General features: G+C 49.7%; 15 protein-coding genes and 2 tRNA genes. 9 read left to right on the top strand and 8 right to left on the bottom strand.

Annotation, left to right across the window (positions count from 1 at the left end; all coding sequences use genetic code 11):
- Positions 1-13: 13 nt before the first annotated feature.
- The 5 genes from ACLWMH_RS06710 to ACLWMH_RS06690 all read right to left on the bottom strand — a co-directional run bounded on the left by ACLWMH_RS06710 (position 14) and on the right by ACLWMH_RS06690 (position 3,757).
- The gene (locus ACLWMH_RS06710; RefSeq protein ID WP_411915932.1) at positions 14-1,063 is read right to left on the bottom strand and encodes a YeiH family protein; all 1,050 of its coding nucleotides are present in this window, start codon (positions 1,061-1,063) and stop codon (positions 14-16) included.
- 222 nt (positions 1,064-1,285) lie between these two features.
- A complete protein-coding gene (locus ACLWMH_RS06705) occupies positions 1,286-2,467 on the bottom strand; it encodes an AI-2E family transporter (protein WP_411915931.1) in 1,182 nt (393 codons plus the stop codon).
- Positions 2,468-2,686: 219 nt separating this feature from the next.
- Positions 2,687-2,986 (bottom strand): GNAT family N-acetyltransferase, encoded by a 300-nt coding sequence (locus ACLWMH_RS06700; protein ID WP_411915930.1) that lies wholly within the window; start codon positions 2,984-2,986, stop codon positions 2,687-2,689.
- Positions 2,987-3,135: 149 nt separating this feature from the next.
- Positions 3,136-3,444: a helix-turn-helix transcriptional regulator gene (locus ACLWMH_RS06695; RefSeq protein WP_411915929.1), complete on the bottom strand. Its 309-nt coding sequence runs from the start codon at positions 3,442-3,444 to the stop codon at positions 3,136-3,138.
- Positions 3,410-3,757 (bottom strand): type II toxin-antitoxin system RelE/ParE family toxin, encoded by a 348-nt coding sequence (locus tag ACLWMH_RS06690; RefSeq protein ID WP_411915928.1) that lies wholly within the window; start codon positions 3,755-3,757, stop codon positions 3,410-3,412. The genes ACLWMH_RS06695 and ACLWMH_RS06690 overlap by 35 nt, the downstream gene beginning before the upstream one ends.
- A gap of 201 nt (positions 3,758-3,958) precedes the next feature.
- Here ACLWMH_RS06690 and ACLWMH_RS06685 point away from each other — a divergent pair.
- From ACLWMH_RS06685 to ACLWMH_RS06645, 9 genes are all read left to right on the top strand, one after another.
- Positions 3,959-4,031, top strand: a tRNA-Gly gene (locus ACLWMH_RS06685).
- 392 nt (positions 4,032-4,423) lie between these two features.
- Positions 4,424-4,497 (top strand) — tRNA-Thr (locus ACLWMH_RS06680).
- Positions 4,498-4,678: 181 nt separating this feature from the next.
- Positions 4,679-5,143: a 6-pyruvoyl trahydropterin synthase family protein gene (locus ACLWMH_RS06675; protein WP_411916241.1), complete on the top strand. Its 465-nt coding sequence runs from the start codon at positions 4,679-4,681 to the stop codon at positions 5,141-5,143.
- A gap of 5 nt (positions 5,144-5,148) precedes the next feature.
- The gene (locus tag ACLWMH_RS06670) at positions 5,149-5,751 is read left to right on the top strand and encodes a 7-carboxy-7-deazaguanine synthase QueE (RefSeq protein WP_411915927.1); all 603 of its coding nucleotides are present in this window, start codon (positions 5,149-5,151) and stop codon (positions 5,749-5,751) included.
- Positions 5,676-7,769, top strand: a complete 2,094-nt coding sequence (gene porE, locus ACLWMH_RS06665) for a PorE family type IX secretion system protein (protein ID WP_411915926.1) — start codon at positions 5,676-5,678, stop codon at positions 7,767-7,769. The genes ACLWMH_RS06670 and porE overlap by 76 nt, the downstream gene beginning before the upstream one ends.
- 12 nt (positions 7,770-7,781) lie before the next feature.
- A complete protein-coding gene (locus ACLWMH_RS06660) occupies positions 7,782-8,396 on the top strand; it encodes a hypothetical protein (protein ID WP_411915925.1) in 615 nt (204 codons plus the stop codon).
- Between the two features lie 74 nt (positions 8,397-8,470).
- Complete coding sequence (locus tag ACLWMH_RS06655) at positions 8,471-9,304, top strand: hypothetical protein (protein ID WP_411915924.1); 834 nt, start codon at positions 8,471-8,473, stop codon at positions 9,302-9,304.
- A 7-nt stretch (positions 9,305-9,311) separates the two neighbouring features.
- Positions 9,312-9,701, top strand: coding sequence for an HIRAN domain-containing protein (locus tag ACLWMH_RS06650; protein ID WP_411915923.1), 390 nt, complete (start codon positions 9,312-9,314; stop codon positions 9,699-9,701).
- Between the two features lie 554 nt (positions 9,702-10,255).
- On the top strand, positions 10,256-10,504 hold the full coding sequence (locus ACLWMH_RS06645; RefSeq protein ID WP_411915922.1) for a hypothetical protein: 249 nt from the start codon (positions 10,256-10,258) through the stop codon (positions 10,502-10,504).
- 203 nt (positions 10,505-10,707) lie between these two features.
- Here the strand turns inward: ACLWMH_RS06645 and mnmE are convergent, their stop codons facing one another.
- Genes mnmE through queA form a run of 3 tightly spaced genes read right to left on the bottom strand, consistent with a single transcriptional unit; the run spans position 10,708 to position 13,620 of the window.
- A complete protein-coding gene (mnmE, locus tag ACLWMH_RS06640; RefSeq protein ID WP_411915921.1) occupies positions 10,708-12,096 on the bottom strand; it encodes a tRNA uridine-5-carboxymethylaminomethyl(34) synthesis GTPase MnmE in 1,389 nt (462 codons plus the stop codon).
- The gene (gene folK / locus ACLWMH_RS06635; RefSeq protein ID WP_411915920.1) at positions 12,083-12,553 is read right to left on the bottom strand and encodes a 2-amino-4-hydroxy-6-hydroxymethyldihydropteridine diphosphokinase; all 471 of its coding nucleotides are present in this window, start codon (positions 12,551-12,553) and stop codon (positions 12,083-12,085) included. Before folK ends, mnmE begins: the two co-directional genes overlap by 14 nt.
- The gene (gene queA / locus ACLWMH_RS06630) at positions 12,553-13,620 is read right to left on the bottom strand and encodes a tRNA preQ1(34) S-adenosylmethionine ribosyltransferase-isomerase QueA (RefSeq protein ID WP_411915919.1); all 1,068 of its coding nucleotides are present in this window, start codon (positions 13,618-13,620) and stop codon (positions 12,553-12,555) included. Before queA ends, folK begins: the two co-directional genes overlap by 1 nt.
- Between the last annotated feature and the right edge of the window lie 180 nt (positions 13,621-13,800).

The following is a 13,800-nucleotide window of genomic DNA, read 5'->3' as shown; positions in this document are numbered from 1 at the left end:
CCTTTACTCGGCGTTAGGCCACGAAGAGGCGCACTAAGAGGTAGCCGCCCAGCGTAAGCCATATAAAGAGTGCCAAGGCAAGGAGGAAAGGCTTCGCCCCGGCCGCCTTGAACTTAGCAAAAGTGGCATCCATACCGAGTGCAACCATAGCCATAGTAAGCGCAAAGTCGTCGATCTGCTTGATAGCGTCTGTGACGGAAGTATAGGCATCGCCTATTCCCCACGATTGAGCCACTTGGGTAAAGAGGGTATTGACGAAGATAAGCGCCAGAAACCAGATGGCAAACCAAGGAATGGGGATTCGCTGCTTGGTACCGCCCGCTTCACTTTTGCTTCTGCCCGTAAAGAGCCCTACGACCACAAGGAAGGGCGCAAGGAGCACCACGCGCAGCATCTTCGTAATGGTAGCCGTAGCCGCTATCTCGGCACCCATGGCCCCTCCGGCACCGGCTACATGGGCTACCTCGTGCACCGTACTACCGGTATAGATAGCCATTTGATGAGGCGTAAGCCCCAGAATGCCCGTACTATAGACCAGCGGATAGAGAAACATGCTCAGCGTACCAAAGAGTACTACCGTAGCTACAGCCACCACGGTTCTCTCCGGCTTGGCTTTAATTACGGACTCAGTGCCCAATACGGCAGCCGCTCCGCAGATAGCACTCCCCGAAGCCACCAAGAGGGAGGTTTGTCGATCCAATTTGAGCAGACGCCCCAAGCCTATACCCAGTAGTGCCGTTACGGTCACAATGGTGACGTCAATAAGGAAAGCCGCCCAACCGGCTTCTACAAAGTTGGTGATGGATAGGCGGAACGCGTAGAAGACAATGGCTAAGCGCAGAATACGCTTGGCGCAGAACTTAAGCCCGGATTCCCATTCAGCAGGGAAGCTACTCCGCAAGGTATTCGCATAGATCATCCCCATCAGTACGCCTATGATAAGCGGTGAGAGCCGCAGCGTTTCACTAAAGAGAGGCATTTTCCCAATCAGTAGAGCAGCACAAGAAAAGAAGGCTACATAAAGCACTCCCTGTAGGAGTGTCTGTCGTTCGAAGTGTGGCATATAAGGTTTAAATAAAGTTTTGTTGCGGTTTATCCGTGATCGGGTGGCTGTCTCCTACTTTTGCGCTCATATAGCTCCGGACTTCTGCCCAAGGGGTGTAGGGACTCTATGCCTACTGCTTGCCCACTCTACACACCCCACTCGCTACATATCCATAGGGGCATTTGCTCCGGTGGAAACGGCACGGCAAAAACAGATCCGCCGCCCGTGTCGCTTATTTCGTTATTGTTTCGTCATTGTATTGATCTTTTCTGCCGTCTCTTTTATCGCTTTATTGATTCGTTTGCCCTGTGCCGAGGCTTCGTAGTCGGTAGTTACTCTCGGTGTAGCCGTAGAGCCGGGTACATAGTCGTACCGAAACATATTGAGGAAGAGGATCAGCAGCGACAGAAGCAGCGGCCCAAAGATAACGCCCCAGAAGCCAAAGAGCGGTATCCCAAAGATTACCCCAAAGATGGTAATAAGCGGATGTATGTCGGCAAGCTTTTTTTGCAGCAATAAGCGAGCAATATTGTCTACGCCCCCAATGACCAATAGGCCGTATATCCACAGTCCAATGGCGCCGGTCCAATTACCGGAGAGGGCAAAGAAGAGCCCCAGCGGAATCCATACGATCATAGTACCCACGACCGGGATAATAGTCGAAAAGGCAGTGAGCACGGCATAGAAGAGTGCCGTAGGAACACCGAATATAAGGTACCCAAAGTAGGCAAACAGCCCTTGAATGATCGCTAAGAGCGGAATACCGATGGCATTCGCTACAATAATGCTTTGCGACTCGTCGATGAGTATGCGTCGGTTGCTCCGCGAGAAGGGAAGTAGCTCCTCAATGGCGCGTTCGAAGGCTTCACGCTCATACAGCATGTAGAAGAGTACAAAAAGCATCATGATGCCATTGAGTACCAGCGAATAGGTGCCACTGACTAAGGAACTCACTACCCGCTGCCCAAAGGAACTTACATAGCCGAGATTGTCTAAAGAGAGAATTGTAAAGCCGAACCGCTCCTCTACATAGCTATTCCACTCATTGATCTGATCCATGATCGCCTTATAGTCAATCGTCGTATTGCTAAATACGTCGATGAGCATGGAGACAATCGCACCTAAAGGAATGAGAAAGAATACAATCGCTTCACCCACTAAGAGTAACGCAGCGCCTCCCCGCTTCCAATGATACTTATAAGTTAGCTTTTGCATCTGTTTGCGGAGTAGGGCGAAGATGGTAGTTGCGCCCAAAAAACAGCTCATGTACCCCCATGCCGGCTTGCCGAAGAGAAAGACCAAGATGAAAATGAGGAGTAAAAGAGAGATTAGAAAGAAGTTATGATTGGCCTTGGAAGAGAGCCCTTTAAGTCCATCCGGGGTCTTTTCTGCATCGTGTGGGCAAGTGTCCGGTTCTGTCATATCAGATCAAAAACTTACTATATCTACTTAATTTATTTCGGTAAGCTGCACGCAGTGGATCAATAAGCACAACTTACGGTACTTCAAAGGTACTTTATTTATTGTGAATAATGGTGCTGTTGCGCCACTGTCGTTGTGCACTTTATAGTGCAGAGGAGGAGAGTGACTACCTTTACACCAACTTCTGAAAATGGGCGAACGAATGTGCCGAAAGGGTGATTATCTTGCGGACGGATCTTCCAGTACATCCCGATACTCGGGCGTCTTGCTTATGACCGCTTGGGCAAAAGAGCAGTGGGCAATCACCTTCAGCTCTTTTTGGCGTGCATACTCCACAGCTGCTTTGACCAACTGTTTGCCGTACCCCAGTCCTCCGTATGATGAGGGTACACCTGTATGATCAATGATTATTACCCCTTTGCCGGCATGGTGATAGGTAAGCTCGCCTGCCGGTTGACCGCTTGCCAGTAGAGAGAAAACTCCCTTATTATCCTTCTCGGTATGTCTGATTTCTATCATCGTTGCGCTTTGCTTTATTAACTGACGCTAAGTTATCAACTTATTTACAGATGCAGTGCCTATTGATAGCTGCCTCTCTCTGCCGGACGTGCTAAGCGAAAATATGGTGTGGGCTTGCGACCTCGTTAAAGTAGAGCAAGCACTTCAATCTATACGCCTAAGGGCTTGACGATCTCCACCCTTAGTCCGAGGGCTGAGATGATGCGGTAAAAAAGCCCTACACTCGGCTCTACCGATCCGGTCTCTATCTTGGATATATACGACTTAGAGGTGCCGACACGCTTTGCAAGCTCAGCCTGCGTGAGTCCTACCTCTTTTCTCGCCTTAAGGAGTATCTGAGAGGCATAGAAGGCTCGTGCCTCCTCCTCGAAAGCGTTGCGGCTGTCCGTGCCTTCAGCTCCATAGCGGCTGTCCAATATGGCATCATAGTCCTCGATCTTGTGATTGTTTGTCTGCATAGTACATCGCTTTAATCTTTAGTGCCTTGTCAATCTCCTTGCGAGGGGTCTTCTGCGTCTTCTTCTGAAAGCCATTGAGCAGTATCACGATATCTCCCTCGTCAAAGATAAAGAACAGTCGATAGATATTTCCCTTGACGCTAATCCTAAGCTCAAAAAGCCCATCACTTACCATCTTGACAAATCGAGCGGACAGTCGCTCCTCGCTCTTGAGGAGCTGAAGCAGGTAGTCTATTTTACGCAATACGTCATCGTCTAACGTTTGGACAAAAGCTTGGAAGTAGCCCCCATAGGTTCTAATCCGTCTGTTCATAGAACAAAGATATACAAAGTTTCTATATATGGAAACTTTTCCTTTGTGACTTTTTGAGGTTCGCTTCAAGCTGCGAGAGGGGTTGCCCGGTGTACTGTGCGGTGTGGTTCATGGTGGATGGTTGTGGCGATGAGTGGGTACATTTGGTTTTGCTAAAAAATATTACCTTTGCAGCACGTGATACGATGCGTGTCATGCGATGCGGCAATAGCTCAGTTGGTAGAGCATCAGCTTCCCAAGCTGAGGGTCGCGAGTTCGAGCCTCGTTTGCCGCTCAAGGTTTTACATTCATAGATTGGACGGAGTGACTTCGGTCACTCTGTCTGTGTTTAAGTGGCCCCCGGCCACAAAGGATCTACAAAAGGGGGTTTCTCACAAAAAAGGATTGAGCATTGAGGGTTTTGCTTAGAGGAAAAGGAAGTGAAGCCCTGCACTAAAGCGAGGTTCTACAGGGGAAAATAGAGCAGATTGGAGCCATCCGTTGTCGAAAATGCAAGAAAAGTTGAGGAAGCAGTCGGATAAAAGTAGGTGGTTAGCAAAAAAGTTATTATCTTTGCAGCCACTATGGGTGAGTCCTCGACGACTAGCTCCCTATGAATCCCCCAGGGCTTGACCGCAGCAAGGGTAGTGGGTTGTAGCAGTGCGATCGAGATCGCTCACCCTCCTCGCCTCTTTAGCTCAGTTGGCCAGAGCACGTGATTTGTAATCTCGGGGTCGTTGGTTCGAATCCGACAAGAGGCTCGAAAGAGGGGATTGGGGTATGCTCCGGTCTCCTCTTTTATTTTTAGGGATATGATCCCAAGAGCGTCTCCTCAACCCATGAGGTAGGGATCCCGCAGCAAAAAACAAAACCTTTCCCCCTAAGCAGGCTGCAAAACAATGTATGCACAGCGCAGAAAGCAGTATCTTTGCAGACGAGAATATGAATGATAAGCAGAAAACAGGTGGGCGCATTGTGGTGACGCGCTACCACGATATCAGCATGGGACACCGCGTAGTAGGACACGAGGGTAAGTGTAGGCATTTGCATGGGCATAACTATCGTATCCACTTCGTGTGTAGTGCTCCGGAGGTGGATGGCTTAGGACGTATCATTGACTTTAGTGAGATTAAGACGCGTCTTTGTGCTTGGCTAGAGCTTCATTGGGATCATCGCACGCTGATTTGGGAAGCGGATCCTTGGTTGCCTGCCCTTCAGGCCGTGGAGGAGGAGAGCATAGTAGTAGTGCCCTTTAATCCGACGGCAGAGGCTATTGCCCGCTATTTGGTTGAGCAGATCGCCCCCTGTGCACTCACAGGCAGTGGCGTTACGCTGGTAGCTTGCAAAGTAGAGGAGACGGCCAAGTGTAGTGCCACCTATTCGCTAGAGTCGGTGCAGTGGGTATAGAAGCTATGAAGCGGTTGCCGGTAAACGAGATCTTCTACTCGCTGCAGGGAGAGGGCGGACAGAGCGGTATGGCTATGTGCTTCGTGCGTCTGTCGCATTGCAATCTTTCTTGTCCCTATTGCGATACTGACTTTGCTGCTTTTCAGGAGCTTTCCGAGGAAACAATTCTTCAAGCACTACGGGCCTACCCGACGCACAATCTTCTTTGGACGGGGGGTGAGCCTACGCTTAGTATCGATGAGGAGGTAATTGACTTCTTCCGACGGCATGGCTACCGACAAAGTATCGAAACGAACGGCACACGCCCTGTGCCGCCCGGCTTGGATTGGGTTACGGTGAGTCCGAAGCCGGAGGCGTTTCCCCTTCTAAAGAGCAACTTTCCCTCCGGGGTGAATGAGTGGCGTTTCCCATTTGGAGCGGGCGCCCCCTTACCCCCATCTATCACTGCGCTGCCTCCTGCGCAATGCTATTGCCTCAGCCCGATTATCGAGCCCAATGAGGTAATAAATAGCACGCATGAGACGTTACAAGCATGTATGGACTATATTATGCAGCATCCGGAATGGCGACTCAGCATACAATTACACAAGCTCTTAGGGTTTCGCTGACCCTGCTGCTTCTCTGTGCGTTTGCCTTCTGCTCCGCAGGTTGTCGGGCACGGCGGATCAAGGAGGCTGAGCGGGCCGATGGAGCCGCACGCTATGCAGAGGCTGCAGAACTATATCAGAAGCTATATCGCTCCACGCCTCGTAAGGAATCGGAGCAAAAAGGATACTTTGCCTATAAAGCGGCCGAAAACTATCGTATGATGCGCAATCCGATGCGTGCCTTGAGCTATTACCGTATCGCTCATCATCTATTGCCGTCGGATAGTGCATCTTGGCTTGTGGAGGCCCGCCTTTACGAGATGTTGGGGCGGTATGAGGAGGCACGGAAGCTTGCAGAAGCCCATTTGGTGCGGCAGCCCGATGATGCCGAAGCAACGGCAATGATGCAGCTCTTGAGTATGAAGGATAGCTTGGCAGAGAATAGGCTTCGCTATCACGTAAGGGAGATGAAGGCATTTAATTCGGCAAGGAGTGACTTTGCCGGTGTCTTTGCAGCCGATGGAGGCGAGTTTATCTTCTCTTCAGCACGCAGTAGGGATGAGGCGCTTGCCGATCAGCCGGCTACAGGCGAGAAGAATAACCAACTCTTTTCCACCAAAAAGAATCTGCGCAACGAGTGGTCGCGCCCCGATAGTATCAGCGGAGGGATCAATAACGGCAACGACAATGCAACCCCTGCGCTTACGCCCGATGGCAGTACACTCTATTATACTTGCGTGGCACAGAGCGACCTATATGACCGCACAGCTAAAATCTATCGTGCTGCACGAAGTGGCGAAGGCGGCTATGCAGCCGGTACGGAGGTACCCCTTTGGGATGATTCAACTCGTATGGCAGCCCATCCGGCACTCTCGCCTGACGGCTCTAAGCTGGTATTTGTAAGCACAGGCGGCTATGGGGGAAAGGATCTCTATTCCGTTGCAGTGAGTCAGATTGGTGTCATGCCGCCTACTAACTTGGGTAGTAGTATCAATACATCAGGCGACGAAATGTATCCCTCTTTCTACAATGATAGTACCCTCTACTTCGCTTCGGACGGACATCAGGGTTTGGGAGGCTTAGATATATACTGCGCACGGCTTAACGAAGAGGGCGAATGGGAGGTAAGCCACCCCGGCAGTCCTATTAACTCCTCATTCGATGACTATGGAATGGCCTTTAACCCGACTCCCGACGAAGCGCATTCGGAAGAGGGTTATTTTGCCTCCTCCCGTAATGATCGACGCGGTTATCCCCATCTGTTTTCTTTCTATCGGAATGCCGTTACGGTTACCTTAGAGGGATATGTATCGGATCGTGAGGGATATCCCATTGAGGGGGCTATTGTGCGCTTGGTGAGCGATAGTGATCCCTTGGAATATCGTACGGCTACTTCGCGTGTGGATGGCTTCTTTACGCTGCAATTGGATACGCAAACCGCTTACCTGCTACTTGCTTCTCATGCCGATTACCTCAATCAGTACCTCGCTTTCGCTACCGATAGTGTTACGGAGAGTGAGACTTATGAGATAGAGTTCTTTCTTGCTTCACGCAAGCGACCCGAGGTATTTAGTGATATTTATTACGATTTTGACAAAGCAACCCTTCGGCCGGAGAGTGAAACCGCACTGCAAGAGATGGCAAAAATACTTAAAGAGAATCCCGACATACGGGTTTTGCTCTCTTCGCATGCCGACCGTCATGGACCCGATGCCTACAATCAGACCCTTTCGGAGCAGCGAGCCCACAGCGTGGTTGCCTACTTAATTACTCTGGGGATAGAGGAAGGGCGACTGGAGTGGCAGGGTTTTGGAAAGACCCGCCCCCGTACGATCACGGAGGCTATTCGTAAGCAGCTGCCCCTACCCGAGGAGGCTACCCAACTCACAGACGAGCTTATCGCTACGCTAAGTGAGGAGCAGCAGGCCATTGCGGATCAGTTGAACCGACGCACCGAGTTTGTGGTTATAGGAGAGCTGCAGCCCAATGAGCTTCCCGCTGAGGATGCTCAGGCCGGCACGGCAGACGCTCAGCAGTAAATGTAAAGCACAATGAAGGTATATACCGCATTATTCACAGAAGAAAGCGAAGAGGCGCCGCTGCTCTATTATAAAGGTGAGAGCGTGCTGCGGAGCGGCTTTCCTTTTTTTCTGCCAGATCGAGAGCCTTGTTACGAAGCTGTGCCTGTATTAGCCCTCATGATAGCAAAGACCGGTAAAGAGGTGGCCACTAAGTTTGCCCTTCGTTACGTGAAAGCATTGGGCGTAGGCTTTGAACTTCTGGCCCCCCGACGGCTGGCACAACTGTCAGATTGTGGCTATCCATGGGATGCGGCTGTAGCTTTTCAGGATAGTGCAGTAGCACATTTCTCGGAGCCTTATGTGCAGCCCGGAGTGGTTGAAGAGGGCAACCTACTGCACTATGCGGCAGAGCAACTGACCCTCTCTGTGACTATGCCTGATGGCTCACACCGCTCGGAGTCTTTTGCTTCCTATATGCCGGAGTGTGCCGTAGCCGCCTTTTCGCAACTTAATGTAATCCATCAAGGGGATATCCTTCTGCTGCGTAAATCTTCTACCGAACCCATACCCCTCTCCATAGAGAGCCACATCGATATAGCGCTTGGCGGAGGTGAAGAGGCACCTTTTCGCTTAAGGATTAAGTGAAGGCAAGGCATATAAAAGAGAGGCTTTTTTTATATCTTTGGATTGTTAAAAGAAGATAAAGTAGATACTGTCGTATGATTGAGCTAAGTCCGGAGTCGAAGAAAAAGCAGCAGGAGTATCAGGAGCTGGGACGTTATTTCAGCGAACTCTTTATGTTGCTTAAAGAGATGGAGGAGCACACAGGGCCCAAGCTTACGGCAACCTACCAGAGCCTCTTCGGTAAGCTTGAGTATGAGGATCTGTCGCTCTTCTTGAGTGTGCGAATCCTTTCTGAGCGCAAGCGCCTTCTGCAGCAGTATGTAAACCGCGATGAGACACCTGATCTGACTGACATAGAGGAGAAGATCGCAAAGTTCACTTCGCTTCACCAAAAGCTATTGGACGATAAAGCCGAGGAAATAAAGAGAGCCAAGGAGCTGCTCAGCTTACCCAAGCTCACTTTAGAGGAGACTAAGCAGATGCGAAAGCTCTATCAGACGATTGTAAAGGCTACCCATCCGGACTTGAATCCGGAGGCCGGTGAATCTGCAATTAAAGTATTTCATATCGCCACAGAAGCGTATCAAACCGGTGATTTAGAGAAACTCACCACACTGTATCAGGTGTTGGCTTCAAAGGGGCTGCTTGATAATGTGATACTCGATGGTATGTATGCTAATTGGGACGAAAAAATAGAAGGCTTAAGAAAGCGGATCGATAAATTAGCCGAACAAATAGCGAAGCTTAGGCTCATGTTCCCCTTTAGTCACGAAGAGAAGCTTGCAGATCCTGAATGGGTGAAAGAGAGAGAGCTACAGCTACAAGAAAGCATTCAAGAGCGAATGAAGGAAAAAGAACAACTACAGGAGGTTATCTCCTTGCTCGAAGAGTATCGATCGCAATACTTAGGTCGGCGGATTATAGATTGAGGGAATCATGGCAAACGAACTGAGTAGGTTAGATGATAATCTGGTGGCGCTACTGGCTACCGGTGGGGTCAATAGCTTAGGGCTGCCCAAGCAGAAGATATATCTACTGAGCGTAGTCGTGGCAGGCACATCGTTTGTACCAAATATAGAGGAGATCGCTTCTCATATAGATAAAGGCTCTCTCTTGAGAATGGTGCGTCAGCCTAAAAATGAATACGACGAATATGCCATCGCTTTCTTCTACGAGCAGGATCGCATTGGGTATATCCCTGAGATGATGAACCTCGTGGTCTCCCGATTAATGGATGCCGGTAAGGAGTTCTATGCGGAGGTAACGGGTAAGGCCAAATACAATAATTGGATCAAGATAACGGCGGATGTCTTCATGGTGGAGTAAATAATCCGCCCTGCTGCTTCTATTAAGCGAGGCTGCCGTGGCGTATCGGTGCAGCCCCATTCCCCATATTGATTACTTCCTTTTTCTTTCTATTCGTAACAAGATGTGCCGGAGGCGCTTTTGCTTTCCTTCTCTTCTACGTGTCGCAAGCTCAATCTGATTAAAAGCTCCCTCTTCTCACGCATCTTACCCGGCAGATCCCTCCCCTTGCTCGGAGAGGACGAGCGCAAGGAGCTCTATTTCCACAGCCCCTCCGCTATTTATGAGCTATTCACGGCGGAGCAGATAGGCTGCAAGGTAACCCGCCTCCGGACCATCGGTGTATTGCACGGCAACCCCTACGAGGGGAGGCGGTGCAGAATAACGAAAGAGCCGATTTTAAGGAAAAGGCGTTTTAATTCCGCGTAAGCCATTAAACTTATACCAAAAACAAACTCAAAGCCGGCAGAACGCAAGCAAACAGCAATTTTGGGTATTTATTCGTTGAGGTGCGAAAAAGAAAAAACTATTTTGCCGTTTTTAGGGTGATAACAACTAAATTTGGAAACAGGAATATGAAAGATTATAACGACATCGCAAAACAGTATGCGGCACAGCACGGGTTTGATATCGTGCAGCTATCCACAGCCGAGCGTAACGGGTACAGGTATTTCCACCTTGACTTCACAGGTCGTCCACGTTACACGGGAAACCCGTTTATCATTAAAATAAGCCCTGCTGGAAAAGTCCAACAGGTGTTTAATTTTGACGAAATCTATTGGGCGTACAATCAACGCATTATAAAGAACGGGCAATCTGTCTAAAAATATCCCGACGCAAAAGGAGTTTATCGACTTTCAGCACCTCGAAATATTCTACATTGCCTACGGCGTATTCTTCGATTTTGAGGAATGTGCTGTCTTGAGCATCGTAGAATAATATACGCCCATCGGGGAGGCACTCGTCTTATCAGAGCGTAAATGCGCTATTACCCCCAATAATGCCGGATCATAGACGATAGTGCGCATTATTTGCCGATACAGAAGTTGGCGAAGATGTGCTCCAAGAGGTTGTTGTCGCTGATGGTTTCGCCGGTTATCTCTCCGATCGCCTTAATGGCACTGCGTAGCTCAATAGCGAGCAGCGCGCCTTCCATATCCTTTTTTAGTCCCTCGATAGTGGCATTTAGGCTGTGGGCAGCCACCTTGAGTAACTTCACGTGGCGTAAGTTCGTTACTACATGAGACGGCTCTGTTACATCTCCCTTGGCGGTGTGTAGTAGCTGTTGCCGAAGTGGCTCCAAACCCTTTTTCTCTTTCGCCGAGATGGGCAGTATGGGGAAAGGTACTTTTCCTTTTAGTTGCGCAGTCAGAGCCTCTACTGCGGCCGCCTCCAATAGGTCAATCTTATTGAGAACGCAAAGTGCCGGTACTTTGATGCTGCCGATAGGGGCGAGTTGCTTCGCTATATGCTCCGGTTTATCGCATCGTACTGCATCAATCAGCAGTAGGACAATGTCGGCTTCTTCAATGGCTTCCATTGTGCGCGCTACGCCCATTTGCTCAATGGGGTCTTCGGAATGCCGCAAGCCGGCTGTATCGATGATTCTAAAGGGATGCCCTTCGATAAGTAATGTCTCACTGATTGTATCGCGTGTAGTCCCCTCTATATCGCTTACAATAGCCCTATTTTCCTGCAAGAGCGCATTGAGGAGCGCACTTTTACCTGCATTGGGAATACCGGCTATTGCGGTAGCTATTCCGTTGCGAATCTTTCGTCCGGTTTGGTAGCTGTCGATAAGCTCCTGTATCATGGAGCGCACCCCTTCAGCAAGGCTTAGCAGTCTATCTCGATCTGCAAAGGTGACATCCTCCTCAGAGAAATCAAGTTCCAATTCGATCAGCGAAGCAAACTCAATTAATCTACTGCGTACCTCTCGAAGGTGTTCACTATAGGCGCCTTTGAGCTGCGCCATAGCCAGGCGATGCTGTGCCTCTCCCTCGGCATGGATCAAATCGGCCACTGCCTCTGCTTCTGCTAAATCTCGTTTCCCATTGAGAAAGCTCCGAAGCGTAAACTCCCCCGGTTCTGCCAGACGTGCTCCACTCGCCACAAAGAGTGCCACTATGCGCTCCACTATGTAGCGAGAGGCATGGCAGCTAATCTCGGCGGTGTCCTCCCCTGTATAGCTCTTGGGGGCTTGGAAGTAAGTAACGAGTACTTCGTCGATCACCTCTTCGCCCTCTACGATGTGCCCATAGGTTGCATGTGCGTGGCTGATAGGTAGAGAAGAGCGGAAGCTCTTTGCCAGAAGGGTAGTAACCGCTTTCCCGGAGAGCCGGATCAATGTAACCGCCCCTCCTTGCCCTGTGGCGGGAGCTATGATGGTGTCTTGCAGTGTATTAGTGTCGTTCATTCTCTAAAAGCACCTGAATACTTTTCTTTAGAATGGGATGCTCCATAGTGGGGGCTATGCAACAGAGCGGTGCAAGTACAAAGGATCTGAGGTGCATGAGGGGATGCGGCAGGGTAAGCCTATCGGTATGCATAATGCAATCCTCCAGGAGCAGCAAGTCAATGTCGATCGTTCTATCGGAATAGCCTGTGGAGGGAGTACTCTTTTTGGTGCGTCCGAGGCGTTGCTCTATGCGTTGCGTCCTTTCCAAAAGCTCTTCGGGAGAGTGTGTGGTCTGTATAAGTGCAGCCGCATTGAGGAAGGTATGCTCACTTTCGAAGCCTTCCGCTTTACTCTCTACGAAGGGGGATATAGCCCCTAAAGTGCCCACTTCCTCCTCCAATGCCGCTAAGGCACGGCAGAGGAAGTCGCTTCTGTTGCCTAAGTTACTGCCTAAGGCAATAGCCAGTAGAGCCATTAGTCGATAATCAGCATTGCATCTCCGTAGATGCCGAATCTGTATCCCTCCTTAACGGCTACTTTGTATGCCTTCATTACCTCTTGATAGCCACCCATTCCGCAGGTCATAAAGAGAGCTTGCGAGTAACTCATGTGGAAGCCTGTTACCAATGCAGTAGCCAAGCGCGCCTCAAAGGGCTTTTCCTCGTTTACGGGCGTTATGTATAGGTTGGTCCATCCATCAAAAGGTTTCAGGAGTCCATCGGTGCTGACTGCTGTCTCCAATGCGCGTAGGGTAGAGCATCCCACAGCTACTACCTGCTTGCCGGCCTCTACTGAGAGCTTTGTTTTTTCGCAGCACTCGTTGGGAACGATCATACGCTCATTATTCTTCTTGTGCTTGGAGAGGTCTTCCACCTTTTTATCCTCCATGTTTTCCAACCCACAGTGTACAGTAAGGAATGCCTTGCGAATATCTGCCAGCTCAAGACGGATCATAAGCTCACGGCTGAAGTGCAGTCCGGCTCCCGGGGCTATTACGGAGCCTTCTCGCTTGGCATAAACGGTTTGGAATCGCTCAAAGTCATCCTCTACGGCAGGGCGCTTGATATAATCCGGCAGTGGGGGCACCCCTAAGGCATATATATAGCTTTTGAATTCCTCGTGCTGTCCATCGTACTGAAACTTGAGCGCGCGGCCTCCGTTTACGGTATTGCCCACCACTTCTGCAATGAGTGATCGGTCGGGGCCAAAGCATATCTTATTGCCAATACGGATCTTACGCGCCGGATCGACGAGCACATCCCACAGCTTATTATTTTCGTCCAACTCACGTAGGAGGAATACCTCAATGCGTGCATCGGTCTTCTCCTTTACTCCGTAGAGGCGAGCCGGGATTACTTTCGTATCATTGAAAACAAAGGTGTCGCCTGCAGTAAAATATTCTATGATGTCTTTGAACTGTCGGTGCTCAATTTCATTGCTCTTGCGGTGCAATACCATCAATCTCGACTCGTCGCGGTGAGGCGCAGGCTCAGTGGCAATTAAATGCTTGGGTACATCTACCTTAAATGATGATAACTTCATGCTCTATCTAATCCTCTTTCTTTTTCACTCTCCCTATATAGTATATCATTTTGGTAACAATCGAAAAAACAAATTGTTCACCGCTAAATTGGGTAAATGTATTGCAGGTTACAAAAAATGTATTACCTTTGCACTCGGCTTCGCCAAAGAAGTACTCTGTGTGGGATACTTCCAAAGAAG

Source organism: Porphyromonas miyakawae, from assembly GCF_045865415.1.
Taxonomy (GTDB): Bacteria; Bacteroidota; Bacteroidia; order Bacteroidales; family Porphyromonadaceae; genus Porphyromonas; species Porphyromonas miyakawae.
Note: the sequence above shows the minus strand (reverse complement) of the source record. Positions and strands in the feature narration are given on the sequence as shown.